Annotated in this window: 16 protein-coding genes; 7 read left to right on the top strand and 9 right to left on the bottom strand. The window is 66.8% G+C overall.

Annotated elements, in window-relative coordinates; all coding sequences use genetic code 11:
- Positions 1 to 21: 21 nt before the first annotated feature.
- The 6 genes from OG965_RS30560 to ngcE all read right to left on the bottom strand — a co-directional run bounded on the left by OG965_RS30560 (position 22) and on the right by ngcE (position 7,014).
- Positions 22 to 810 carry an ATP-binding cassette domain-containing protein gene (locus OG965_RS30560; RefSeq protein ID WP_371655260.1) on the bottom strand — a complete coding sequence of 263 codons (789 nt, stop codon included), beginning with the start codon at positions 808 to 810 and terminating at the stop codon, positions 22 to 24.
- Positions 811 to 1,013: 203 nt separating this feature from the next.
- A complete protein-coding gene (locus tag OG965_RS30555) occupies positions 1,014 to 2,129 on the bottom strand; it encodes a sugar ABC transporter substrate-binding protein (RefSeq protein ID WP_371655259.1) in 1,116 nt (371 codons plus the stop codon).
- A 120-nt stretch (positions 2,130 to 2,249) separates the two neighbouring features.
- Complete coding sequence (locus tag OG965_RS30550; protein WP_371655258.1) at positions 2,250 to 3,449, bottom strand: ROK family protein; 1,200 nt, start codon at positions 3,447 to 3,449, stop codon at positions 2,250 to 2,252.
- A 217-nt stretch (positions 3,450 to 3,666) separates the two neighbouring features.
- Entirely contained in the window at positions 3,667 to 4,581 is a 915-nt protein-coding gene (locus OG965_RS30545; RefSeq protein ID WP_371655257.1) for a carbohydrate ABC transporter permease, read from the bottom strand.
- On the bottom strand, positions 4,578 to 5,504 hold the full coding sequence (locus tag OG965_RS30540; protein ID WP_371655256.1) for a carbohydrate ABC transporter permease: 927 nt from the start codon (positions 5,502 to 5,504) through the stop codon (positions 4,578 to 4,580). Before OG965_RS30540 ends, OG965_RS30545 begins: the two co-directional genes overlap by 4 nt.
- 58 nt (positions 5,505 to 5,562) lie before the next feature.
- Positions 5,563 to 7,014, bottom strand: a complete 1,452-nt coding sequence (gene ngcE, locus OG965_RS30535; RefSeq protein ID WP_371655255.1) for an N-acetylglucosamine/diacetylchitobiose ABC transporter substrate-binding protein — start codon at positions 7,012 to 7,014, stop codon at positions 5,563 to 5,565.
- Positions 7,015 to 7,542: 528 nt separating this feature from the next.
- On the opposite strand from ngcE, the gene OG965_RS30530 reads away from it, so the two are divergent.
- The 5 genes from OG965_RS30530 (at position 7,543) to OG965_RS30510 (ending at position 16,062) form a co-directional block, all read left to right on the top strand.
- Entirely contained in the window at positions 7,543 to 11,394 is a 3,852-nt protein-coding gene (locus OG965_RS30530) for a GH92 family glycosyl hydrolase (RefSeq protein ID WP_371655254.1), read from the top strand.
- A gap of 227 nt (positions 11,395 to 11,621) precedes the next feature.
- Positions 11,622 to 12,566: an FG-GAP repeat domain-containing protein gene (locus tag OG965_RS30525; protein ID WP_371655253.1), complete on the top strand. Its 945-nt coding sequence runs from the start codon at positions 11,622 to 11,624 to the stop codon at positions 12,564 to 12,566.
- Between the two features lie 216 nt (positions 12,567 to 12,782).
- A complete protein-coding gene (locus tag OG965_RS30520; RefSeq protein ID WP_371655252.1) occupies positions 12,783 to 13,745 on the top strand; it encodes an FG-GAP repeat domain-containing protein in 963 nt (320 codons plus the stop codon).
- 249 nt (positions 13,746 to 13,994) lie between these two features.
- Entirely contained in the window at positions 13,995 to 14,927 is a 933-nt protein-coding gene (locus OG965_RS30515) for an FG-GAP repeat domain-containing protein (RefSeq protein ID WP_371655251.1), read from the top strand.
- A gap of 217 nt (positions 14,928 to 15,144) precedes the next feature.
- Entirely contained in the window at positions 15,145 to 16,062 is a 918-nt protein-coding gene (locus OG965_RS30510) for an FG-GAP repeat domain-containing protein (protein ID WP_371655250.1), read from the top strand.
- Positions 16,063 to 16,156: 94 nt separating this feature from the next.
- On the opposite strand, the gene OG965_RS30505 is transcribed toward OG965_RS30510, so the two are convergent.
- Both OG965_RS30505 and OG965_RS30500 read right to left on the bottom strand, forming a co-directional pair.
- Positions 16,157 to 17,659, bottom strand: a complete 1,503-nt coding sequence (locus OG965_RS30505; protein WP_371655249.1) for an FG-GAP-like repeat-containing protein — start codon at positions 17,657 to 17,659, stop codon at positions 16,157 to 16,159.
- A 207-nt stretch (positions 17,660 to 17,866) separates the two neighbouring features.
- Positions 17,867 to 18,382 (bottom strand): hypothetical protein, encoded by a 516-nt coding sequence (locus tag OG965_RS30500; protein WP_371655248.1) that lies wholly within the window; start codon positions 18,380 to 18,382, stop codon positions 17,867 to 17,869.
- Positions 18,383 to 18,731: 349 nt separating this feature from the next.
- Between OG965_RS30500 and OG965_RS30495 the strand changes: the two genes are divergently transcribed.
- Entirely contained in the window at positions 18,732 to 22,697 is a 3,966-nt protein-coding gene (locus OG965_RS30495) for a polymorphic toxin-type HINT domain-containing protein (protein ID WP_371657105.1), read from the top strand.
- 29 nt (positions 22,698 to 22,726) lie between these two features.
- The gene (locus OG965_RS30490) at positions 22,727 to 23,044 is read left to right on the top strand and encodes a hypothetical protein (RefSeq protein ID WP_371655247.1); all 318 of its coding nucleotides are present in this window, start codon (positions 22,727 to 22,729) and stop codon (positions 23,042 to 23,044) included.
- Between the two features lie 392 nt (positions 23,045 to 23,436).
- Here the strand turns inward: OG965_RS30490 and acnA are convergent, their stop codons facing one another.
- Positions 23,437 to 26,166 (bottom strand): aconitate hydratase AcnA, encoded by a 2,730-nt coding sequence (gene acnA, locus OG965_RS30485; protein WP_371655246.1) that lies wholly within the window; start codon positions 26,164 to 26,166, stop codon positions 23,437 to 23,439.
- Positions 26,167 to 26,189 lie beyond the last annotated feature (23 nt).

Genomic DNA, 26,189 nt, shown 5'->3' with positions numbered 1-26,189 from the left:
CGGGGGAGGTCTTGTCGGTGTTCACTTCTGAACCTCCGCGTTGCGCGCCGCACGGCGGGTCACGGCGTTGTCCGTGGCGCCGGTGATGGCGGAGATGATCTCTTCCTGCGAGGTGTTCTTGACCTCGAAGACGCCGTTGTTGCGGCCGAGGCGCAGCACGGCGACCTTGTCCGCGACGGCCTTCACATCGGCCATGTTGTGGCTGATGAGGATGACCGCGTGGCCGCGCTCGCGCAGCCGCTCGACCAGGTCGAGGACCTGCGCGGTCTGCTCGACGCCGAGGGCCGCGGTCGGCTCGTCGAGGATGACGAGCTTGGGCTCGCCGAGCATCGAACGGGCGATGGCGACGGTCTGGCGCTGACCGCCGGAGAGCGACGCGATCGGGATGCGGACGCTCGGGATGCGGATCGACAGCGTGGTGAGCAGCTCGCGCGAGCGGCGCTCCATCTCGACCTCGTCGAGGATGCCGCGCTTGCGCAGCTCCCGGCCGAGGTAGAGGTTGCCGACGACGTCGATGTTGTCGCACAGCGCGAGGTCCTGGTAGACGGTCGCGATGCCGAGCGACTGGGCGTCGTGCGGCTTGTTGATCTGTACGCCGCGGCCCTCCCACTCGATGACGCCGTCATCGATGGGGTGCACACCCGCGATCGTCTTGACCAGCGTGGACTTTCCGGCTCCGTTGTCGCCCACCAGGGCGACAACCTCACCGGCGTGGACCTCAAGCTCTACGTCGGTGAGCGCCTGAACGGCACCGAATCGCTTGGAGACCCCGCGCAACGCCAGCACGGGCGTAGCGGACACGTGAACCATCTCCTTCGCCGCCTGACCGGCGGGGATGCCGCGCCCGAGGAGGAGGGCGCGGAGGTTGAGCAGAAGAGAACGAGGAGGAGAAGCGTTCCGTCCGGCGCCCCGCCCGATAGCGGGGGCTGAGAAGGGGGGCGGGGCGCCGGACAGGCTTCGGGGGCCGGGGCTCCCCCCGCGCACAGCGTGCGCGCGGGGGTTCCGGCGGGGGACTACTTCAGGCCGAGCGCGTCGCAGGCGGCCTTGTAGTTCGAGGTGCAGATCTCGTCGACCTTGTAGATGCCGTCCTTGATGACGGTGTCCTTGATGTTGTCCTTGGTCAGCGACACGACCGGGAGGATCACCGACGGGACGCCCTTGGTGGTCGGGCTGTCGACCTTGGACTTCGCGATCGAGTCCAGCTTCTCACCCTTGGCCAGCGCCACGGCCATCTCGGCCGCGATCGGGCCTTCCTGGACGTAGGGCTTGTAGACGCTCATGAACTGCTCGCCCGCGACGATGCGCTGGACTCCGGCGAGTTCGGCGTCCTGGCCGGTGACCGGGGGAAGCGTGGACAGGCCGGCGGCCTTGAGGGCGGTGATGATGCCGCCGGCCATGCCGTCGTTGGCGGAGTAGACGCCGATGACCTTGTCCTTGCCCAGGGCGGAGATGGCGCCTTCCATGTTGGCGTTGGCGTTCTCCGGCTTCCACTCCTTGGTGTCGTACTCCTTGCCGATGTTCACCTTGCCGTCGAGCTCGGCGTGCGCGCCCTTCTTGAACAGGGCGGCGTTCGGGTCGGTGATCGCGCCGTTCATCATCACGATCTGGCCGTCCTTGGCCTTCGCGCCCAGCGCGTCGACCAGGGCCTTGCCCTGCACATGGCCGACCTGCTCGTTGTCGAACGACGTGTACGCGTCGATCGGGCCCTCGGCCAGACGGTCGAAGGCGACGACCGGGATGCCCTGGTCCTTGGCCTTCTTGATCGCGCCCGCGATCGCCTTCGAGTCCACCGCGTCCACGATCAGCGCGTCGACCTTGTTGGTGATCATCGTGTCGACCTGCTGCGTCTGCGTCGTCGCGTCCTGCTTGGCGTTCGCGTAGACGATCTTGCCCTTGCCGTTGGTCAGCTCGCTGACCTTCTTCTCGATGAGCGGCTTGTCGAACTTCTCGTAACGCGCGGTCTGGTTCTCCGGCAGGAGCAGACCGATCTTGATCGCGTCGCCCTTCTTGGAGCCGGTCGACTCCTTGGTCTTGTCGCCCGATTCCTTGGCGCTTCCACAGGCGGCGAGAGAGACAGCCATTGCGGTGGCGGCCACGGCCACGGCGGCACGACGCATACGCGTGTTCATTCTGGAACCTCCCTGACGAGGCCGCGACGTTGCGGCCGAGGTGGCTGGAAGTCAACTCGGCTGGGGGGCCACCGTCAAGGAGTAAATCCTTAACGAGATGACAACGGTGCCATCCGTTATCTAAGTGAAGGCAGGAGCCCCAGCAGGGAGAGCGCTCTCCAACAGGGTCGAATCGCCCATTTCACTCAGTACCAGAGCCAGCGCGCCGAGCACCTCGGCGCGGCCGCCCAGGGCGCCCGGAAGGACCGAAAGCTGGCGCGCCGCACTGGGGATGGCGTACCGCGACACGGAGTCCCTGATGGGCCCCAGGACCAGCTCCCCGGCCTCCGCCAGATCGCCGCCGAGCACCACCCGGCTGGGGTTGAGCAGATTGCAGAGGTTGGCGACACCGCTGCCGATGTGGCGTCCCACGTCCGCGATGACCCGGCGGCACCCCGGGTCGCCCTCGCGGGCCAGCTGGACCACCCGTTCCATGGTCAGATCGGCCCCGTGGCTGGACTGGAGCAGCGGCAGCACGTACCGGGCGGCCGTGAAGGTCTCCAGGCAGCCCCGGTTGCCGCAGCGGCACACCGGGCCCGACTCGTCCAGGGTGATGTGCCCGATCTCGCCGGCCGTGCCGCCCGGGCCCCGGTAGATCTGCCCGTCGATCACCAGACCGGCGCCGACACCGCTCGCCACCTTGATGTACGCCAGGTCCTTGACCCCGCGCCCGCTGCCCCACACCAGCTCGCCCAGGGCGCCCAGGTTGGCGTCGTTGTCGACGTACACCGGCACGCCCAGGCGCCCGGAGAGCTCCTCGCGGGGGTTGATGCCGGTCCAGCCCGGCAGGATGGCCGTGGAGCCCAGCGTTCCGGACTCCATGTCGATGGGTCCGGGCACGCCCAGACCCACCCCGATGACCTTGTCCGGGCCGATGCCGGTGGCCGCGATCAGCCGTGTGACCAGCTGTTCCGCCCTGCCGAAGCCCTGTGCGGAGGAGGCGTCGACGTCGAGCGGCTCGGCCTCCTCGGCGAGCACCTGGTGGGCCAGGTTGCCGACCGCGACGCGCAGATGGGTGTGGCCGAAGTCGACGCCGATGACGATGCCCGCGGAGCCGCTGAGCGAGACGCTGCGGGCCCGGCGGCCGCCCGCCGAGGTGGGCGTGACCTCGACGGTTCCGGCTTCCTTCAGTTCACGAACGATGTTGGAGACCGTGGCCGCGGAGAGCCCCGTGGTCCTGGCGATCTCGGCCTGGGTGAGCGAGCCCGCCATGCGCACCGCGCGTACGACCCGCTCCAGATTGGCCCGGTGCAATGACGTCTGCGACCCCGGAGTCTCCATCGACTCATCCACTCCTGCCGTAGGCAGGCGGCACGACGGCCGCCCCCGCACGAGGCCGCAGCTTTGAGGCCCCGCCCTATCTCCAACATGTGAACTCTAAGCTGAGCCTTTCGGGTTGTCTCCCGTCAAGACCTGAGCAGTGGGACATAGCACGGGACCGCCCGTCGGCGTGTCGCCGACGGGCGGTCCCGTGGTGGATACGGAGCGTGACGTACCGCTATTTGAGCGCTCCCGCGGTGAGTCCCGCGACGACCTGGCGCTGGAAGACGATGTACGCGGCGAGCACCGGCAGCATCGCCATCACCAGGCCCGCCATGAGGCCGGACCAGTCGCCCTTGTACCCCTGGCTGGTCGCGAGCTCGACCAGGCCCTGGGAGAGCACCCGCTTGTCCGGGTCCGTGTTGAGGACCGTCGGCAGCATGTACTGGTTCCACTGCCCCAGGAAGTTGAAGATGCCCACGCTGATCAGACCCGGACGGGCCATCGGCAGCATCACCTGGAAGAAGGTACGGGTGTGGGAGGCGCCGTCGATCATCGCCGCCTCGGCGACCGAGGTGGGGAGCGTCCGGAAGAACGAGGTGAGGAAGAAGACCGTGAACGGCAGCGAGTACGCGATGTAGACCAGGATCAGGCCGTGGGTCGTGTTCAGCAGGCTCAGGTTGTTCATCACGTAGAACAGCGGCACCAGGGCCAGCATGATCGGGAAGCTCATCCCGCCGATGAACAGGTAGTAGATGAACCGGTTCCCGGGGAAGTCGAAGCGCGCCAGTACGTACGCGGCCATCGAGCCGAGCAGCAGCGTGCCGATGAGCGAGCCGCCCACCACCAGGATGGTGTTGACGAAGTAGTCGCTCATATGGGCCTGGGTCCAGGCCCGCGACCAGTTGTCGAAGTGCAGCTTGTCCGGGAGCGCCCAGGGCGTGGACAGGATCGAGTTGTCGTCCTTGAAGGACGCCATGACCGCCCAGAGCAGCGGGATGACGACCATGAACGCCCAGAGGATGAGCACGCCGTGCGAGAAGACGTTGAGGACCACGCCCTCGCTCTTCTTCTCCTTCTTCGCGGGTGCCGCCTGTTTGGCCACGGGCGGGCGCTCCTCGGCGAGGTCGGCGGTCGAGGTGTCAGTGGTCATGAGAACTCCAGCCGCTCGCGCCGGCCCAGTCGCATCACGACCGCCGCGAACAGCAGCGTGACGACGAGCAGCGCGACACCGATCGTGGTCGCGTATCCGGCCTGACCGTCGCGGAACGCCGACTGATAGACGTAGAGCGGCAGGACCGTGGTCGAGTAGTCGGGGCCGCCCGGGCCCACCGTCATGATCTGCACGGAGGCGAACGCCTCGGCGCCGAGGGCGAGGATGCCCATGTAGACCCAGCCGGACTGCACGGTGTCCCAGAGCAGTGGCAGCGTGATCCTGAAGAACGTGGTGAAGCGGCTGGCCCCGTCGAGCAGCGCCGCCTCGTAGAAGTCCCTGGGGATCGACGCCATTCCGGCCGAGAACAGGACGACGAAGAATCCGACGGTGGACCAGACGAGCACGGCCATCACGCAGTACAGCGCCAGATCCGGGTCGCCGAGCCAGTTCGGCTGGACGCTTCCCAGGCCGACCCCCTTGAGCGCGGAGTTGATCACGCCGTTGTTGGGGTTGTACGCGAACTGGAAGAGCAGGGCGACGATCGCGATCGAGAGCACCTGCGGAAAGAAGTACGCGATTTTATAGAATCCGGAGCCGCGCACTCCGGTAATGGCGGCGCCCTTTCGGCGCCGCCCCCCGACATTGAGCATGAAGGCGAAGAACAGCGCGAGCCCCAGCGTCACCAGCGGCAGCAGCAGGACGAACAGCAGACTGTGCTGCAACGACTTCCAGAAGATGTCGTCGTCGAACATCCGCTTGTAGTTGTCGAAGCCGACCATCTTGAAGTCCGGGCTCAGACCGGTCCAGTCCGTGAACGAGTAGTAGATGGACTGGATGAACGGCCAGATGACGAAGAGTGAGTACAACGCCAGTGGGAGTGCCAGAAATCCCACGATGAACCGGTACTTGCCGTGTTGCATGGTTACCGACCCCGATCTTCTAGCGGGTGCCGCCGCTGGTGACGCTTGACCACTGCCGCTACTTCTTGTGCTTGTAGTGCTTGATGTTCTGGTCCTGGGCGGCCTTGTCGGCGTAACCCTGGATCTTCTTGATGGTTTCGGCCGGGGTGGCGCGGCCCGCCATCATCTCACCGAGACCGGCGACACCGATCTGCTCCTTCTGGAGCTTTACGTACCAGTCCTGGAGCCGCGGGTTGACGACGTTGGTGCCGGCCTTCTTCAGCGCGTCGACACCGGACTGCAGGGCCGTCGACAGGGACAGGCCGTCGGTGCCGCCGTTGAAGGCGGAGAGCGACTTCACCTGGGTGGTGAAGTTCTTCGAGGAGGCCTCGCTGAGCATGATGCGCAGCTGCTCCATGCCGCCGGTCGGGTTCTTCGCCTTCGCCGGGACGATGAACGGCTCGCCGCCGGACGCCCAGATGGTGCCGAACGGCATCTTGTCGCTGCCGTCCAGGCTGGAGGGCGCGCCCACCATCATCTTGAAGTCCTTGGGCGTGGTGGGAGCGGCCTCGTTCTCCACCCAGGAGCCGTTCGGGATGAACAGCGCCTGCCCCTTGGTCCAGGCGGTCTGCGACTGGATGTGGGTCATGCCCGGGGTGCCCTGGAGGATGTAGCCCTTCTTGAAGAGCTCGTAGTACGCCTCGAACGCGGCCTTGACGGCCGGGTGCTCCCAGGCCTTCGGCTCCAGGTTGTCGATGGAGTCGAGGACCTCCTTGCCGCCGATCTTGGCGATGAACGGGTAGAGCGAGAACGGCAGGTAGTACGGGTACTTGCCCGGGTACGTCCAGCCCGCGATGCCCTGCTTCTTGGCCTTCGCGCACAGGGCGAGCATCTCGTCCCAGGTCTCCGGGTACTTCGCGTCGAGCTTGTCGAGCGCGGTCTGCGAGTACCAGACGCCGTAGACCGTGTACGCGTAGTAGAAGATCCACACCGGGTCGCCGTCGAACTGGCCCATCTCGACGATGCCGGGCCGCAGCGTGTCGCGGACCTTCTTGCTCGGGTCGTCGATGGACGGCGCGTCCAGGAGCGGGGTCAGATCGGTGAGCTGGCTCTTTCCGACCAGGACGCCCATGTCCATCTGCTCGGCGCCCGAGTTGTCGATCAGGTCCGGCGGGGTGCCGCCGTTGAACTTGGGCTGGAGCTCCGACTGGATCTTCTGGGTCTTGTGGAAACTGATCTTCGCCTTCGGGAACGCCTTCTCATAGACGGCGTTCGCGTCGGTGGCGTACTTGGTGCCGAAACCGCCGTCGAAGATGACGACGTCGAGAGGGGCCGACTCATTCACCGCGAGCGGGTTCTTGTCGGACTTGGTGCCCTTCTCGACCTTCTTGTCGCTGCCGCTGTCGCCGCTCGCACAGGCGGACAGGAAGCCCATCGCCGGAACGGTGATCAGACCGAGCGCCGCGGACCGCTTGATCAGATCGCGACGGCCCAGGCCCTCATTGCTGTCGTGGGCGGAGGTGGATCCCATGCTCAAGTCCTCGCCTTCTCCAGGACTCAGGCGGTGTACCGGTCGCCCGTACCAAATCGCCTGCAGGCGAAGGGCCCCGCCACCGCGGTCAGTTGTGCTGAAGCTTGGGTAGTGCAGGGTACGCAGCGGATACGCCGGTTTTGCGGAGGATGACGTGCCGTTGCTTCCCCGACGTCCCCCGTCCCCCGAGCCCGCCGGTTTCCCGGCGGAGCGGACGCCGACAGGTATAGTCCACTTTCCGTCAACTGAGCAAGATCGAAAGCATGGTTGGACGGCATCCTTTCCCGAGTTGAGACCTCTTGGATATCTGATGGCGGAGCGCGGTGGGCCGGACCCCCGCGACACTCCCGCGGCGCGCCGGAACGCCCAGGCCATTCCCCCTCAACACCCTTGACACCACCTACGACTTGCCTTCCTACTGGATCCTGCATTTTCTCTCTGACAACGTTGTCCAGATCGTATGACCGGTGCGCACGGGCCTCGGCCGGGCGTCGCCGTGTCATGCGCCCGCCAATGGAAAGGCCCCGTATGCTGCCCAGATCCCGGCTCCGACAAGGGCCGGCGGCCGCCCTCGCGGCGGCCTCCTTCATGCTCGTGGTGACGGCCCAGTGGGCCGCGTCGGCCCAGGTGGCCTCGGCGCAACCCGCCTCCGGCGGCCAGGCGTTCCGTACCTCGTTCGAAACCGGCCAGCCGCAGCCGGACTGGCGCGACACCGTGGACACGGGCCCGGACGGGAAGAAACGCGCCTCGGGCGTCGACGGCGGATTCACCAGCGGCATACCGGGCAATGTCACCGACAAGGTGACGGCGCTGCGGGCGAGCGCCGAGAACGACGGCTCGGGCGAGGTGAAGGAGAACCTCGTCGACGGCCAGCCGAGCACCAAATGGCTCGCCTTCCAGCCGACCGCCTGGCTGGAATTCGATCTCGAAAGCCCGGTCAAGGTCGTCACCTACGCGCTGACCTCGGCCAATGACGCGGCGCCCCGCGACCCCAAGGACTGGACGCTGAAGGGCTCGACGGACGGCAGCACCTGGACGACGCTGGACACCCGCTCGGGTGAAACGTTCACCTCGCGCTTCCAGACCAAGACGTACGACTTCGCGGGCGCCGCGGCGTACGCGCACTACCGTCTGGAGATCACCCGCAACGGCGGAGCCGACATCACCCAGCTGGCCGATGTGCAGTTCTCGAACGGGGACACCAGCACCCCGACCCCACAGGACATGCGGACGCTGCCGGACCGTGGACCCGGTGGTTCACCCACCGCCAAGGCCAACGCCGGATTCACCGGAAAGAGGGCCCTGCGTTACGCCGGTACGCACAAGGCGGACGGGCGGGCCTACTCGTACAACAAGATCTTCGACGTGGACACCCGGATCGACCGGGACACCGTGTTGGACTACAAGATCTTCCCGTCGATGCCGGAGACCGACCTCGGCTACCCCGCCACGAACGTGTCGGTGGACCTCGCCTTCACCGACGGCACCTATCTGAGCGACCTGAAGGCGGTCGACTCGCACGGCGGTGCGCTCACCCCGCAGGGCCAGGGCGCGGCGAAGACGCTCTACGTCAACCAGTGGAACCAGGTGTCCTCGCGCATCGGGGCGGTGGCCGCAGGCAAGACGGCCGACCGGATCCTGGTGGCGTACGACTCGCCCAGGGGCCCGGCGAAGTTCCAGGGCTGGATCGACGACCTCGCGCTCGCCCCGAAGAAGCCGGAGAAGCGCCTCGCCCACCTCGCCGACTACGCGCTCACCACCCGGGGAACCAACTCCAGCGGCTCCTTCTCGCGCGGCAACACCTTCCCGGCGACGGCCGTCCCCAACGGGTTCAACTTCTGGACCCCGGTGACCAACGCGGGCTCGCAGGACTGGCTGTACGACTACGCGCGGCGCAACAACGCGGACAACCTGCCCACCCTCCAGGCCTTCTCGGCCAGCCACGAGCCGAGCCCCTGGATGGGCGACCGGCAGACCTTCCAGCTGATGCCGTCGGCGGCCGCCGGCACCCCGGACGCCTCGCGCACCGCACGCGCGCTGCCGTTCCGGCACGAGAACGAGACCGCGAAGCCCTACTACTACGGCGTCACCTTCGAGAACGGCCTCAAGGCCGAGATGGCACCCACCGACCACGCCGCGACCATGCGGTTCACCTATCCCGGTGACGACGCGAGCGTGCTCCTCGACAACGTCAACAACAACGGCGGCCTCACCCTGGACCCGGCGGCCTCCTCCTTCACCGGCTACTCCGACGTCAAGAGCGGCCTCTCGGAGGGCGCCACCCGGCTCTTCGTGTACGGCGTCTTCGACGCTCCGGCCACCGCGGGCGGCAAGCTGCCCGGGGGCGGCGGCGCGGACGTCACCGGCTATCTGCGCCTCAGCCCCGGCAAGGACCGCACGGTCACCCTGCGCCTCGCCACTTCACTCATCAGTGTGGACCAGGCGAAGGCGAACCTCGCCGCGGAGATCCCGGCGGGCACGTCCTTCGAGCGCGTACGGGACCGGGCGCGCCAGGCGTGGGACAAGATCCTGGGCCGGGTCGAGGTCGAGGGCGCGAGCCACGACCAGCTGACGACCCTCTACTCCTCGCTCTACCGGCTCTACCTCTACCCGAACTCCGGCTTCGAGAAGGTCGGTTCCAAGAACCAGTACGCCAGCCCCTTCACCCCGGGGACCGGCCAGGACACCCCGACGCACACCGGCGCGAAGATCGTCGACGGCAAGGTGTACGTCAACAACGGCTTCTGGGACACCTACCGGACGACCTGGCCCGCGTACTCGCTGCTCACCCCGGCGCGGGCCGGTGAGATGGTCGACGGATTCGTCCAGCAGTACAAGGACGGCGGCTGGATCTCACGGTGGTCCTCGCCCGGCTACGCGGACCTGATGACCGGGACCAGCTCGGACGTGGCGTTCGCCGACGCGTATGTGAAGGGCGTGAAGTTCGACGGCGAGGCCGCCTACGAGGCCGCGCTGAAGAACGCGACCGTCGCTCCGCCGGCCGCGGGGGTCGGCCGCAAGGGCATGGACACCTCGCCCTTCCTCGGGTACACCCCGACCTCCACGCACGAGGGCCTGTCCTGGTCCCTTGAGGGCTACCTCAACGACTACGGCCTGGCGAAGATGGGCGAGGCGCTCCACAAGAAGACCGGCAAGTCCCGCTACAAGGAGGAGTCGGCGTACTTCCTGGGCCGCGCCCGGAACTACGTGAAGCTCTTCGACCCGAAGGCGGCGAGCGCCGGGGCCGGTGCGCCCGGCTTCTTCCAGGGCCGCGACGCCAAGGGCGACCGGCGGGTGCCGAGCGACACGTACGACCCGCGGGTCTGGGGGTACGACTACACCGAGACCAACGGCTGGGGCTACGCGTTCACCGCCCCGCAGGACTCGCGCGGCCTCGCCAACCTCTACGGCGGGCGCGCCGGTCTGGCGAAGAAGCTCGACGCGTTCTTCGCGACGCCGGAGACGGCCTCGCCCGACTTCGCCGGTTCGTACGGCAGCGTCATCCACGAGATGACGGAGGCGCGTGACGTCCGGATGGGCATGTACGGCCACTCCAACCAGGTCGGCCACCACGTGACGTACATGTACGACGCGGCCGGGCAGCCCTGGAAGACGCAGGAGAAGGTCCGCGAGGTCATGAACCGCCTCTACACGGGCAGCGAGATCGGCCAGGGCTACCACGGCGACGAGGACAACGGCGAGCAGTCGGCCTGGTACCTGTTCTCCGCGCTCGGGTTCTATCCGCTGGTCATGGGCAGCGGCGAGTACGCCATCGGCTCACCCCAGTTCACCAAGGCCACCGTGCACCTGGAGAACGGCCGCGACCTCGTGGTCAAGGCCCCCAAGAACAGCTCCCGCAACCTCTACGTCCAGTCGCTCAAGGTGAACGGCAAGGCCTGGAACTCCACCGCGCTCCCCCACTCCCTGCTGGCCCGGGGCGGCACGCTGGACTTCTCGATGGGGCCGAGGCCGTCGGCCTGGGGCACGGGCGAGAAGGCGGCGCCGGTGTCGATCACGCACGACGACAAGGTGCCCACGCCGCCGGCCGACGCGATCTCGGGCAGCGGCCCGCTGTTCGACGACACCTCGGCGACAGCGGGCACGTTCGACTCCGTCGAGCTGCCGGTGGCGTCGTCCACGCGTGCGGTGCAGTACACCCTGACGTCCTCGGACCGGGCGAAGGCCCCCAAGGGGTGGGTCCTCCAAGGGTCTTCGGATGGGACGAAGTGGGTCGATCTGGACAAGCGTTCCGGTGAGTCGTTCGCCTGGGACAAGCAGACCCGGGTGTTCGGCGTGGCCCGGCCCGGCTCGTACGGGCACTACCGGCTGGTGCCGACGGGCGGACCGGCGACGCTGGCGGAGGCCGAGCTGCTGCGCTGACGGCCCCAGCGGGCGGGCGGGCATATCGAGTTGGCCGCTTTTACCTCAAGCCGATTGACATGTAAAGGAGTCATGGCAAGATTCCGGTGAAACCCGTGGCGCGTCTCGTCTGCTGAGGCGCGCCACGTCGCATCTGAGCCTCATGGATCATGGAGAACTACGTGGCCAAGAATCTGGCCAAGGATTCCGGGACCTCCGGGACTTCTGGGATGTCCGGGACTTCCGGAATGTCTGAGACTTCTGGGATTTCCGGCAGCAAGCGGAGCCGGATAGCCGCCCGGCTCGGCGCCGCCGTGGCCGCCGCCGCCCTCGTCGGCACCGGTGCGACCGCGGTCGCCGCGGTCAACCCGCCGAAGCCGTTCGCCGCCGCCACCCCGGCGGCGTCGGCGCCGTCGCTCGCCCGGTCCGGCGCGATGACCTCGGCGCCCAGCCCCGAGGCCCCCCAGTTCGACCTGTTCGCCGCGGACCGCGCCAACACGCTGTACGGCTACATCCGCGACGGCGGCGGCGCCCTCAGCCCGCGCGCCAAGATCGACACGGGCTGGGACCCCATCAAGTGGACGACCCAGGTCGACCACGACGCCGACGGGTACGCCGACGGCTGGTGGGAGTGGGACAAGAACGGCACGATGTACTACGCCGCGGACGACGCCACCGAGCCGTGGACCGTGGGCGGCGGCTGGAACACGTACAACCTGCTCGTCTCCCCCGGCAACCTGGGCGGCGCCGCGGCCGGCGACCTGCTCGCCCGTGACACCACCGGCGACCTGTACGTGTACCTGGGCTACGGCACCGGCAAGGTGGCGAGCCGCTACAAGGTCGGCGGCGGCTGGAACACGTACAACCAGATCGCGGGCAACGGCGACCTGACCGGCGACGGCAAGAACGACATCGTCGCCCGCGACGGCTCGGGCACGCTGTGGCTCTACAAGGGCACCGGCAACTACAAGGCGCCCTTCGAGGGCCGCACCAAGATCGGTGGCGGCTGGAACACGTACAACGCCCTGTTCTCGATGGGCGACCTGGACCTGGACGGCAGGACCGACCTCATCGCGCGCGGCAACGACGGCTCCCTGTGGCGCTACTCGGGCACGGGCAACGCGGCGGCGCCGTTCGCCGGGCGCAAGAACATCGGGACGAGCGGCTGGAACACGTACCGCCTGTTCTTCTGATGTCTTGATCCACTGCGCAAAGGGCCGCACTCCCGGAAGAGGGTGCGGCCCTTTCCGTTGCCCCCGCGTCCGCCCTCTGTCGCTGTTCCGCACTCAAACAGGTTGACAGGTAAAGGAGTTGTGTAAGGATCTCGATGATCGCGTGACGTGTCCGGCGCACGGTTCGCAGGGATGCCCGGTGCCGCGTCATGGCTCATCGACTCTATGGAGAGATACGTGGCCAAGACTTCTGGCCGTACGCGCGGGCGGAGAGCCGCCCTCCGTCTCGCTGCCGTGGCGGCTGCCGCCGCCCTCGTCGGCACCGGCGCCTCCGCGTTCGCGGCCGACAACCCGACCCCGTCCGCCAAGGCGTCGGTGAAGGCCGCCGCCGCCAAGGCCGCCGCGCACGCCGCGGCGAAGGGCGCCAAGCACGGCGTCACGAAGGCGGACGACCCCAACGGCGCCTACCCGGTCTTCCCGCTGATCGGCGTGGACCGCTCCGGCAACAGCTACGCCTATCTGCCGGACTTCGAGGGCGGCTTCTCGCCCAAGATGCAGCTCGACGAGGGCCAGGGCGGTCTGAAGAACGGCGCCCAGGTCGACAACGACGCCGACGGCGTCGCGGACGGCCTCTGGAAGTGGGACACCAAGGGCACGATGACGTACGAGCCGTACGTCGAGCTTGAGAACACCACCGTCGGCGGCGGCTGGAACACCTACAACACCCTGCTGTCCCCGGGCAACCTGGGCGGCGCGGGCGCCGGCGACCTGCTGGGCCGCGACTCCTCGGGCAACCTGTACCTCTACCTGGGCTACGGCACCGGCAAGCTCACGTCCCGCTACCTGGTGGGCGGCGGCTGGGGCCAGTACACGGCGCTCGCGGGCAACGGCGACCTCACGGGTGACGGCAAGGCCGACATCGTGGCGCGCGGCGGCGACGGCACGCTGTGGCTCTACAAGGGCACCGGCAACTACAAGGCACCCTTCGAGGGCCGCACCAAGATCGGTGGCGGCTGGAACACCTACAACGCCCTCGTCTCCTCGGGCGACGTGGACCTCGACGGCACCACCGACCTGCTCGGGCGCGACGCCGCGGGCGCGCTGTGGCTGTACAAGGGCACGGGCAACGCCGCGTCCCCGTACAAGCCGCGCGTCAAGATAGGCAACGGCGGCTGGAACACGTACCGACTGCTGTTCTGACGCCTCCGCGCGCAGCACGGCGCCACGGCATAAACCGGAGGGCCGCATTCCCGTCGAGGAATGCGGCCCTTTTGGGTGTTTTCGGGACACAGCAGGTGAACAGGGGGCGAGAAATAGCTGTTGTCTTGATCCCGTTTGTCGCTAAGCGGGTTGACAGGTAAAGGAGTCGTGAAACGATTCCGCTGAACTCGTGACGCGACTCGACACCCGAGCCGCACCACGTCTCAATCACGACCAATGGAGACATACGTGGCCAAGATCTCTGGCCGTAAGCGTGGACGGATAGCTTCCCGTCTCGCTGCCGCGGCGGTTACCGCCGCCCTCGTCGGCACGGGCGCCTCCGCGTTCGCCGCCGACAACCCCTCGGCGAAGCCGTTCAAGGCTCCGGCGGCCAAGCCGGCCAAGGGCGCCCTGACGAGCGCGCAGGCGTCCAACGTGGGCGACGCTCCGGTGTTCGGCCTGTACGGCATCGACAAGTCGAACACCGTCTATTACTACGCGCCGGACGGCAACGGCGGCCTTGAGTCCCGCGTGGACTTCCCGGGCAACACGGGCTGGGCCTTCAAGTGGGTCGGCCAGGTCGACCAGGACGCCGACAACCTGGCGGACGGCGCCTGGGAGGCCGACTACAACGGCAACCTGTACTACGCGCCGAGCGACGGTTCCAACCCGTCGACCGTGGGTGGCGGCTGGAACACGTACAACACCCTGCTCTCCCCGGGCAACCTGGGCGGCGCCGGTGCCGGTGACCTGCTCGGCCGCGACTCCTCGGGCACGCTGTACCTGTACCTGGGCTACGGCACCGGCAAGATGACGTCCCGCTACACGGTCGGCGGCGGCTGGGGCCAGTACACCCAGATCGCGGGCAACGGCGACCTGACCGGCGACGGCAAGGCCGACATCGTGGCGCGCGGCGGCGACGGCACGCTGTGGCTCTACAAGGGCACCGGCAACTACAAGGCGCCGTTCGAGGGCCGCACCAAGATCGGTGGTGGGTGGAACACCTACAACTCGATCTTCGCCGCGGGCGACATCGACCTGGACGGCAAGGCCGACCTCATCGGCCGCGACGGTTCGGGCGCGCTGTACCTGTACAAGGGCACCGGCAACGCCGCGTCCCCGTTCCAGGGCCGCACGAAGATCGGCACGAGCGGCTGGAACACCTACCGGCTGTTCTTCTGATCGACCCGCAGTACCCCACGTCTGACGTGACGAAGGGCCGTACCGCTTCGGCGGTGCGGCCCTTCGGCGTCCGAGGACGCGTCGCCAACCGGACGTGACGATTCCCGCACAAACTTGTTTGGAAGATGTGAGAAAGCCGTGAAACGATCTCGTTGATCCTGTGGCGAGCCGCACCTCGTGAGGCGCGCCATGTCTCAACAACTCCATGGAGAAATACGTGGCCAAGACTTCTGGCCGTACGCGCGGACGCATAGCCTCGCGCCTCGCCGCCGCGGCGATCACCGCCGCGCTCGTCGCGACGGGCGCTTCCGCCGTTGCCGCCGAGAACCCCGCCAAGTCCGCCAAGGACGGGGCCGCCAAGGCGCACGCGCCGGCCGGCCTGCGCTCGTCCGCGGTCGCGGACACGACTCGGAACGCGCTGTACGGCTTCGCCAGCAACGGCTACCTGTACAGCTACGCGCCCGACGGCAAGGGTGGTCTCAGCGACCGCGTGAAGTCCGGTGAGAACTGGAGCAACGAGAAGGACCTCACCCAGGTCGACCACAACGGCGACGGCCACTCGGACGGCGTCTGGTACCGCAGCGCCGACGGCTACCTCCGCTACTTCATGTGGGACATCGGCGAGTTCACCGTCGGCGGCGGCTGGAACACCTACAACCACATCTGGTCCGTGGGCAACCTCGGCGGCGCCGGAGCGGGCGACCTGCTCGCCCGGGACGGCAGCGGCAACCTGTACATCTACCTCGGCTACGGCGACGGCAAGCTGACCTCGCGCTACAAGGTCGGCGGCGGCTGGGGCCAGTACAACCAGATCGCGGGTAACGGCGACCTGACCGGCGACGGCAAGGCCGACATCGTCGCTCGCGACGGCTCGGGCAACCTGTGGCTCTACAAGGGAACGGGCAACTACAAGGCCCCGTTCGAGGGCCGCACCAAGATCGGTGGAGGGTGGGACACGTACAACACCCTCATCTCCACCGGCGACGTCGACTACGACGGCAAGACGGACCTGATCGCCCGCGGCAACGACGGCTCCCTGTGGCGCTACTCGGGCACGGGCAACGCGTCCTCCCCGTACAAGTCCCGCGTGAAGATCGGCAACGGCGGCTGGAACACCTACCGCCTGCTGTTCTGATCCCGGGACCACAGTGAGGTCTTGAGACACGCGAATGGGCCGTACTCCCTCCCGGAGTACGGCCCATTCCCTTATGACTCGGCGAGTGCCGATATCAGGAAGCCTGCGGCCACATGGCCACGGCGTCCGCGAAGGCAGACTTGCCATTGCCCTTGTAGAGCCTCAGCGCCTGTGAACCGGTCCACAGTCCCACTAGGTCGAACTTGCCATCGCCGTTGACGTCTCCGCCGAGAACGGCGTTGGCGCCCGCCCACGACTTGTCCCGCCACATGACAATGCCATCGTCGAACAAGCCCTTGGCGTTTCCGTTATAGCCACGCAGTTCACCGTCACTCGCAATGGCTGCGATGTCGTCGCGACCATCCCCGTTGAAGTCGCCGGTGGTCACCTGCTTCATGGTCTGCCAGCTGTTGTCCCGCCACATGCCATTCTTCTGAAGGCTGAGCACTCCGTCCGCACTCGCCGAATATGACGCAAGCACGCCATCACCCCTAACAGCCAGGAGGCCATCCCGGCCCGAGCCGTCGGCCTTGTAGCGGGCGAGTTGCAGCGCGGACTTCCACGTCTGGTCCGACCACATCTGCTTGCCATCAGCAAGGCCGCCGTCCGGCTTGCCCGCGTACAGCCTCAGCGTGCCGTCTTCAGCCACGGCAGCGACGTCGGCCCGACCGTCACCGTTGAAGTCGCCGCCCACGATCCTCTTCATCGCGCCCCAGTTGGGGTCATACGCCCTCAGCAAGCGCCCGTACTCGAGGTTCGCATTGCTATTGGCATAGAAGACACTCAGCGAACCGTCTCCAAGGACGGCAGCGACGTCCGTCCGGCCATCACCGTTGAAGTCCGCAGTTGTGGTCAGAGGGCTGAGCACCGGGGGCTTCGCCGGCAGCCGGGTCTTCTGGATCCAGCTGTTGACGTCGTCAAGGCGGGTTTCGAACGCGGCAGTGCGGGTCTCGGACTCCCCGAAGCACCCCCCCTGCCAGGAACGGCTGTTGATTCCGACCAGCTCGACCTTATTGCCCTTCTCCCGGAAGACGGGAGCACCCGCGTCGCCCTTACACAGGCTTGCATCCGACTCGGCCTTCTTGTCGATACCAAAGCTGGCGTCTCCAACTGCCCCGACAACGAACGATCCGCTGTGGGGCCTGTCCGGGACCCACTCGTCCCTCGTTCGTCCGAACCCGACGACGCGCAATTCCTCACCTGCAGCCGGGCCCGGAACAGCGACCTGGATCGGGACAGCTTCTGGGAAAGCAGGCTCGAAACCAGTCGGTATGCGGCCCGGCGGCAGAGCGAAGCCCGTCTTCACTTTGGCCATGACCAAGTCGCGGCCCTTGGCAGGAACCAGCTCGGTGATCTCCCTGCTTCGAAGCAGGGCGAGCTTGTCCAGACTGCCACCCGACTGGGTGACCCGAGCCTGCAACTTGGGTGCCCCAGCAGGAATGTCGAACCCTTGCTGAGGGTTGTCGGCAAAGCAGCTCGCGGCAGTCAGTACCCACTGGGGGTCCACGAGCGCGCCAGAGCAGGTCCGCTGGCCTTCGCCGATATGGATCTTGACTGCGAACGAGTACGCGCCGTCGCTAACCGCAGCGCCAACCACCGCCCCAGCAGGGGAACTTGCGATAGTTCCGGCAACAACAGCAGTAGTCGCAAGGCCGGTTACCCAAGCCCAACGCGAACGCCTGTTAGTCATTCTCATCTTTCTCGTCGAGCGCTCAACTCTACGGTCTGCCACCAGCCGTAGAATCCTGGCCAATCTCTACCTTTTACGCCCCGGCAATCACTGGACGTCAGCCCACAGTGATCTTCAGCCAGTCACTCGCAGTTCGAGTAGCGCAGCCGGCTGAGAACCGCTCGCCTCACCCACAGCCTTGAAGCGACCGGGCCCTACGTCCACGCTCTGATGGGTCTTGCCGCCATCGGCCGTGAGGTCGGCGGTAACCGGATGGTCTCCAGTCTCCACAGCCCAGACTTCAGCGATCTTCATCGTCAGGTACCCCGACTTACCGATGGCGCGGAAGCAAACGTCCTTGCCGTCGTTGTTCCGGGTCCACACCTTGATTTGCTGGGGTGAGCCGTCGCACGAGTCGGCCAGCACAATGTGACCGTCCCCCTTGATCAGCGTGATCTTCTTTTCAGCTTCGATCCCGGTCGCCCCGGGGTACGCGAAGTCCTCAACCCCGATAGGCGGCAGATCTGTGACACCAGATGTCGCCGCAGGAACAGAGCTGGATGCAGCCGAGGCCAGAGCAGGAACGCCGACGATGACCGCCAGGACAGTGGCACTTCCGGCCATGATCAGCTTACGGATGAGAGAAGTCACCGACATCCTTCCGGGCATGGGTGACTGCAAGTTGCGTCCCCCCACGCACAACTAATGAAAAATAGATCCCCGACTCAAAATATCCGACGACAGCCGCAGAGTGTCAACGTGACCTGCTTCACAGGAACTTCACAGGGTCCCTACCGCCGTGCAATATCAGAAGCTGCCGCACTCCCACTGCGTGATGCACCTACCGAGGCTTTCGAGCCAACCTTGACCCTTCGCTCCGTCAGCGACCATGACTCTGTGAAGGCACAGTAAAGACACCGGATATGCTCTCGACGCCGAAATGCGGCAACTGGCCTTGCCAGTCAGCGAGATGAGTGCCGCTTTGAAACGAAGAGCCCGTTTGAAGGACTCCACTTGGAAGGCACCTCGCGCGATACACGCGCTGTGCTTGAGTCTGTTGTGCACAATCCTCCTGTCCGGCCTCTTGGGGTCAGATCCGGCCAGAGCCGCAGAACCAGTCGCCGCCGAATCAGACTCCGGATCCATCACTCCCACGGCTCGCGGACAGGTCCTGGAGCTGTGGAAGACCGGCGGAACCGGAATGAAGGCCGCAGCGGAAGCTGCCCTGCTCGGCAGCGAATCAGACGTCAAGTACTTCCTTGAACAGGTCAAAGACAAGGAAGAGTTCGCGGACAACCGAGTCGCAACCGGCCAGCTCATCAATGTGGGCGGTCGCGGAGTTCAAGACGCAGCTCTCAAGGCCCTCGGAGGCACCCCCGAGGAGCTCAAGTCCTTTCTGAAAGATGGCTGGAAAGCCCCTCTCGAACAGGACCAGCGGGTCCGGGTGGCCCAGGTCATCAGCGCGGGTGGGCGAGGAGTCCAAGAGGCCGGTCGCAAAGCCCTCAGCGGTACCGCCGAGGACGTCAACACGTTCCTGGAACAGGGTCAGTACACCCAGCGCGATCAGGACGATCGCATCGAGCTGGCGCAGATTCTGAGCACCGGCGGATCCAATGTGGTGGCCGCAGGCCGAATCGCGCTGAACGGAACGCCGGACGACATCCGGGAGTTCCTCCAAGTCGGCCAATACGTGGCACGGTCACGTGACCAGGAACACGCCACAGTCGCCCAACTCGCCATCCAGGCCCGGGAGGCAGGCCGACAGGCCGCAGCGGAGACGGAGGCCGCCAAGGATGCGTCGGCACGTGCTGTCACCGCATCGAAGCAGGCAAAGAAGGACGCCGAAAAGGCCGCCGCCGAGACCGCGCTCGCCAAGAACGACGCCGACACAGCGGCCGCGAAGGCAAAGGAAGCGGCCACGGCGGCCAACCAGGCTGCGACCGCTGCCCAGCAGGCGATCGACGCGGCCCGCGCCGCCAACAACTCCGCCCGAATCGCGGCCAATGCGGCTTCGCAGGCCGCAGCTGCCGCCGCCGGTGCTGCCCAGGCAGCGTCCAGAGCCCAGAGTGCAGCCGCCGCGGCCGCCTCGGACAAGACCAAGGCTTCGACGGCGCGTCAGGCGGCTGAGGGGGCGCGGACCGCCGCCAAGGGTGCTCATCTGGCCGCCGACGCCGCCAACCAAGCTAGTGTCGCGGCGTCCGCCGCAGGGGATGCCGCGCTCGCTGCCCTGAGCGCCGGTGGCAACGCCAACGATGCCGCCACGGCCGCCGAGGAGGCCAGCAGCTACGTCGACCAGGCGGACAGCCGCTCCGCCGAGGCTCGCGAGGCCGCAGCCGCAGCTCGCAGGCACGCCAGGGAAGCGAACCGCGCGGCCCTCGCGGCCGAAGCCCTGGCACGGAAGGCGGCGACCGCCGCGGGCCAATCCCGGGATGCGGCCAATTCCGCCGCCGGACACGCGGAGAAGGCAGCCGAGGCCGCCGACAACGCAGCCACCCATGCGGGTGAGGCCGATACTGCCGCGACCCAGTCCGAAGCCCGCGCCAAAGCCGCCACCGAAGCGGCAGACGCGGCGAGCAGCGCTGCCGCCAAGGCCCAGTCCACCCATGACCTGGCTCGCCAGGTCGAAGCAGAAGCCCTCACCACTCGTACGAACGAGAGCATCGCGCGCGCCCAGGACCTGAAAGCCAAGGACGAGCTCGACCAGAGGAACAAGACCAAGGCAGCCCAGCAGCGCAAGGACCTCCAAGTCGAGGCCGAACGCCTGGCCACCGAGGCGTCCCAGCCCGGCCCGGACCCTGCCTCCGCTGAAGCCAAGGGCCGCAGGCTCGCCCTGCTGACTCTGAAGACAGGCCCCCCGTGGAGCCAGGCCGCCGCTGAGTCGGCGCTCGCCGGCACGAGCCAAGCAGTCGCTGGCTACGTGCGCAGCGGCCGGTTGGAAGCTGCACAGCAAGACGACCGCGACCGTGTCGAAGAACTGGCCTCGGAAAGCCCTCTGAGCTCGGTACGCACTGCCGCGGAGGCAGCCCTCAGGGGGGACGCCGCACAGATCACCGCGTTCCTGGCCCACGGCCAGTACGAGGTGTCGGCTCCGGACCTGCGTGTCCACATCGCCCAGATCATCGACAAGGGCAGCCGCGGAGTGGCGGAGGCAGGTCGGGCCGCACTCAATTCGGCGAGTATCGACAAGTACCGAGAATTTATCAGCGTCACTCAATACACGGCCCGAACCGAGGACGAACGTGTCCGCGCCGCTCAGCTGTTCGACAGCGGAGGCCCCCAGATCAAGGCGGAGGCCCGGATCGCTCTGGAAGGTCCGGCCCGACAACTGCACGCATTCATCGAAGTCGGTCAGTACAAGGCACAGCAACAAGATCTCCTCGCCGCGACGCATGTCTCGCAGGTCCGGCAGCTGATCGCCGAAGCCGCCAAGGTGGCTGCCACCGCGCAGCAGAACGCCGCCGAAGCGCGCTATGCCGCCTTCTGGGCACGCAACGCATCCAACGAGGCCCAGCAAGCAGCCAAGGAAGCCGAGGCAAAGAAACGCGAAGCCCAAGACCACGCCGCCCGAGCCGACCAATCCGCCCGGGAAGCCGAGGCTTCCGCGGCCCAGGCCGCAGCCTCTGCACGAACCGCCCGCCTAGCCGCCAACGACGCCCAGCAGGCAGCCGCCGAAGCGGCTGGCTCTGCTGACCAAGCACAGATATCAGCAGCATCGGCGCATCTGTCCGCCTCTTCGGCCTGGGCCGCCGCCGACGATGCCCGTGCCTCCGCGACCGCCGCTGGCAAGGATGCTGGCACTGCCGCCAAGGCAGCCAAGGACGCCTTCAACGCGGCCGTAACCAAGATTAGAGCCGAAGAGGAAGCTCGGAGGAAGGCCGCGGCGCAGGACCTTGGGGCCCAAGCCCGGGAGCAATACCGGTGCGGATTCGTCAACTGCCAGGAAGCGCGCGACAATCCCGGCCGCTGGTGCCAGCACAACGAAGTAGCCTGCGAGATCCTTGCCAGGGCACCCGCCTTCGAGGCTGCCATGAACAAGCTGTACGGGTACGCGAACCACGCCATTCACATGGGCTCGCTGGTGAGCTGCGCAGACTACGACCTGTGGGCCTGCGGCGACCTGGCGCAGCAACTCGCCTTCAAAAACAAGCTAATGCTCGTCGCTAAAATTCTGAGCCGCATTGACGATACCGAGCACCAGCCAGGAAAAAATACCAATCCATACCCGGACTGCACCAGGTGCTTCCTAGCCGGCACCAAGGTGCTGATGGCAGACCGTTCGACCAAGAACATCGAGGGAATCCGCGAAGGGGACGAAGTCCTCGCAACCGATCCCCTCGCAGGCAAGACCGCCCCACGCAGAGTTACTCGCTTGATCATCACCGAAAGCGACAAGCACCTCAACGAACTCACCCTCGCAACCGCCAGCGGGCCCCAGAAGCTCACTGCCACATACGAGCATCCGTTCTGGAACCCGTCAGGGCACCGCTGGCTCAAGGCAGGCGAACTCGCACCGGGCAAGAGCCTCCTCAGCAGCGACCAGAGCATCGTCCGCGTCCAGGCCAACCGTGCCTACAGCACACACGCGCGCACCTACAACCTCACCGTCGAAGACCTTCACACGTACTATGTGCTGGCGGGTGACACGCCGGTATTGGTGCACAATTCAGGGCCATGCCCTGAGGGCTGGCACGAGGGAACCTTCGAAAATCCTGGGGCCAGCTTCCAATACCACTGGGAAAAGCACGGTGAACCATTGAACGTCACGCGTGAGAAGTACTTGAAGGATTCGATTGACTGGGCAAAGCGGTTGGCCGAGCCGGGAGGCAAGAAGGGGTACAACGCGAAGAGGATGCCATTCGACGACGGCAAGTGGGGTGTGAAGTATTCGGATCCCAACGGGGGCATGGGCGGGATCGTCGGCCCGGACGGACGAGTCGTTTCCTTCTGGTACGACGAGACTCACTAGGCTCAGGGGAAACCATAATGCTCAGTTTCATGGACGCCTACACCCTGTGGCGCAATCTGCCGTTCCCTCGGAGCGGGGCGAGCAAGGACCTGATTCTGACGCACAGCGATCTGGCGGAAGCCGACGAGTACGTAACGACGGTGATCCGGTATGTCGAACGCGGTATCTTCAAGCCGGCGCCGGTTGATGTCCTCTCGATGCTTCAAGCATTGATGCATCGAATCGATCGGCTCGGTGGCGTGGCATCGGGTGGCGACGAGGCCGTCGCCCGCTCGCAGCACGCATACGCGGCACTGCTCGACCTCATTTATCGGCAATTCCTTGAGGTGGGGCATTCGCGGGAATAGCAAGGTCACCTTCCTCGATACTGGCCGACGTGGGGCGGAGTACGGGCTGTAGCTCCAGAGGGCCCGTGGGGTTTGTTTCCAGCAATTCAACGACAATGGTTCCTTGATCACGACGAGGCCGCCTCCCCGTTCCGGGAGCGGGGAGGCGGTCGAGTGCCGTGGCCGTGGAAGCGGATGCGTTGAAGTCCGGCTGGTAGAGGAAGCTGCGGAAGTGACGGGGTAGAAGTCCTTGGAGCCTCCCGAATCGCATCCGCCAACCATCGCACCACATCAGGGCCCAGCCGGAGCTCAGCTACGGCTATGGACACCGCCGAAGCAATATGCGTCTCACATACGGAAGGGCCGCACCCCACCGGGATGCGGCCCTTCCGCGTGCTGACAGACCCAGATCCTTAGTTACGGATCAGGTTCCGCAGCACGTACTGCATGATGCCGCCGTTGCGGTAGTAGTCCGCCTCGCCGGGGGTGTCGATGCGGACGACCGCGTCGAAGTCCACGCCCGTGTTCGTGGTGACCTTCACCGTGCGCGGGGTGGTGCCGTCGTTCAGGACGGTCACGCCGGTGAAGGCGAAGGTCTCCTCGCCGGTCAGGCCGAGGGAGGCGGCCGTGGCGCCCTCCGGGAACTGGAGCGGGAGGACGCCCATGCCGATGAGGTTCGAGCGGTGGATGCGCTCGTACGACTCGGCGATGACGGCCTTGACGCCGAGCAGCGCCGTGCCCTTGGCGGCCCAGTCGCGGGACGAGCCCGAGCCGTACTCCTTGCCCGCCAGGATGACCAGCGGGATGCCGGCGGCCTGGTAGTTCTGGGAGGCGTCGTAGATGAAGGAGACCGGGGCGCCCTCGACCGTGAAGTCGCGGGTGAAGCCGCCTTCCGTGCCCTCCGCGATCTGGTTGCGCAGGCGGATGTTGGCGAACGTGCCGCGGATCATGACCTCGTGGTTGCCACGGCGCGAGCCGTAGGAGTTGAAGTCACGGCGGTTGACGCCGTGCTCCGTGAGGTACTTGCCGGCCGGGGTGTCGGCCTTGATCGCACCGGCCGGGGAGATGTGGTCGGTGGTGACCGAGTCGCCCAGCTTGGCCAGGACGCGGGCGCCGGAGATGTCGGTGACCGGGGTCGTCTCCATCTGCATGCCCTCGAAGTAAGGGGGCTTGCGGACGTAGGTGGACTGCGGGTCCCACTCGAAGGTGTTGCCCGTCGGGATCGGCAGCGACTGCCACTGCGCGTCACCCGCGAAGACGTCCTGGTAGGACTTGTTGAACATGTCCTCGCCGATGGCGTTGGCCACGACGTCGTTGACCTCGGCCTCGGTCGGCCAGATGTCCTTGAGGAAGACCGGGTTGCCGTCGGTGTCCGTGCCGATGGCCTCGGTGGTGATGTCGACCTTCATCGAGCCCGCGATGGCGTACGCGACGACCAGCGGCGGGGACGCCAGGTAGTTCATCTTGACGTCGGGGTTGATCCGGCCCTCGAAGTTGCGGTTGCCGGAGAGCACCGAGGTGACCGCGAGGTCGTGCTCGTTGATCGCCTTCGAGATCTCCTCGTCGAGGGGGCCCGAGTTGCCGATGCAGGTGGTGCAGCCGTAGCCGACCAGGTTGAAGCCCATCTTGTCGAGGTAGGGCGTCAGACCGGCCTTGTCGAAGTAGTCCGTGACGACCTTCGAGCCCGGGGCCAGCGTGGTCTTGACCCACGGCTTGCGGGTCAGGCCCTTGTCCACGGCCTTCTTCGCGACGAGGGCCGCGGCGACCATGACGTACGGGTTCGAGGTGTTGGTGCACGAGGTGATCGCGGCGACGGTGACGGCGCCGTGGTCGATCTCGAACGAGGAGCCGTCGGCCAGGGTGACCAGCGTCGGGCGGCTCGGCACGCCGTTGGCGGAGGCCGGGGAGTCGGAGGCCGGGAAGGACTCCTTGCCCGCCTCGTCGTCGTCCTCGACGTAGTTGCGCACGTCCAGGGCGAACTGCTGGGAGGCGTTGGCCAGGACGATGCGGTCCTGCGGGCGCTTCGGGCCGGCGATGGAGGGCACGACCGTGGAGAGGTCGAGCTCCAGCTTCTCGGAGAAGTCGGGCTCGGCGGCCGGGTCGAGCCAGAGGCCCTGCTCCTTGGCGTACGCCTCGACGAGCGCGACCTGCTGGGCGTCGCGGCCGGTCAGGCGCAGGTACTTCAGGGTCTCGTCGTCGATCGGGAAGATCGCGGCGGTGGAGCCGAACTCCGGCGACATGTTGCCGATGGTGGCGCGGTTGGCCAGCGAGGTGGCGGCGACGCCCTCACCGTAGAACTCGACGAACTTGCCGACGACGCCGTGCTTGCGCAGCATCTCGGTGATCGTGAGGACCAGGTCGGTGGCGGTGGTGCCCGGGTTCAGCTCGCCGGTCAGCTTGAAGCCGACGACGCGCGGGATGAGCATCGAGACCGGCTGGCCGAGCATCGCGGCCTCGGCCTCGATGCCGCCGACGCCCCAGCCCAGCACACCGAGGCCGTTGACCATGGTGGTGTGCGAGTCGGTGCCGACCAGGGTGTCCGGGTAGGCCACACCGCCGCGGACCATGACCGTGCGGGCCAGGTGCTCGATGTTGACCTGGTGGACGATGCCGGTGCCCGGCGGGACGACCTTGAACTCGTCGAACGCGGTCTGGCCCCAGCGCAGGAACTGGTAGCGCTCCTTGTTGCGGCCGTACTCCAGCTCGACGTTCTGCGCGAAGGAGTCCTTCGTGCCGAACTTGTCCGCGATCACGGAGTGGTCGATGACCAGCTCGGCCGGGGCCAGCGGGTTGATCTTCGCCGGGTCGCCGCCGAGCTCCTTGACGGCCTCACGCATGGTGGCGAGGTCGACGACGCAGGGCACGCCGGTGAAGTCCTGCATGATCACGCGGGCCGGCGTGAACTGGATCTCCTGGCTGGGCTGCGCCTGGGAGTCCCAGCCGCCGAGCGCCCGGATGTGGTCGGCGGTGATGTTCGCGCCGTCCTCGGTACGGAGCAGGTTCTCCAGCAGGACCTTCAGGCTGTAAGGGAGGCGCGCGGAGCCCTCGACCTTGTCCAGCTTGAAGATCTCGTACGACTCGTCGCCCACCTGCAGCGTGCTGCGGGCGTCGAAGCTGTTCGCCGACACGACAGTCTCCTTCATATATGTGCGCGTTCCACCGCATC

This window comes from Streptomyces sp. NBC_00224 (genome assembly GCF_041435195.1).
Lineage (GTDB): Bacteria > Actinomycetota > Actinomycetes > Streptomycetales > Streptomycetaceae > Streptomyces.
The sequence above is the reverse complement of the archived record's forward strand: the minus strand, read 5'-3'. Positions and strand labels throughout refer to the sequence as shown.

What these genes read in the sequence shown, in the direction of transcription:
- OG965_RS30560 (WP_371655260.1), bottom strand. Translation starts at nt 810, where the DNA reads ATGGTTCACGTGTCCGCTACGCCCGTGCTGGCGTTGCGCGGGGTCTCC.
- OG965_RS30555 (WP_371655259.1), bottom strand. Translation starts at nt 2,129, where the DNA reads ATGAACACGCGTATGCGTCGTGCCGCCGTGGCCGTGGCCGCCACCGCA.
- acnA (WP_371655246.1), bottom strand. Translation starts at nt 26,166, where the DNA reads ATGAAGGAGACTGTCGTGTCGGCGAACAGCTTCGACGCCCGCAGCACG.
- OG965_RS30490 (WP_371655247.1), top strand. Translation starts at nt 22,727, where the DNA reads ATGGACGCCTACACCCTGTGGCGCAATCTGCCGTTCCCTCGGAGCGGG.
- OG965_RS30530 (WP_371655254.1), top strand. Translation starts at nt 7,543, where the DNA reads ATGCTGCCCAGATCCCGGCTCCGACAAGGGCCGGCGGCCGCCCTCGCG.
- OG965_RS30525 (WP_371655253.1), top strand. Translation starts at nt 11,622, where the DNA reads ATGTCTGAGACTTCTGGGATTTCCGGCAGCAAGCGGAGCCGGATAGCC.
- OG965_RS30550 (WP_371655258.1), bottom strand. Translation starts at nt 3,449, where the DNA reads ATGGAGACTCCGGGGTCGCAGACGTCATTGCACCGGGCCAATCTGGAG.
- ngcE (WP_371655255.1), bottom strand. Translation starts at nt 7,014, where the DNA reads ATGGGATCCACCTCCGCCCACGACAGCAATGAGGGCCTGGGCCGTCGC.
- OG965_RS30540 (WP_371655256.1), bottom strand. Translation starts at nt 5,504, where the DNA reads ATGCAACACGGCAAGTACCGGTTCATCGTGGGATTTCTGGCACTCCCA.
- OG965_RS30545 (WP_371655257.1), bottom strand. Translation starts at nt 4,581, where the DNA reads ATGACCACTGACACCTCGACCGCCGACCTCGCCGAGGAGCGCCCGCCC.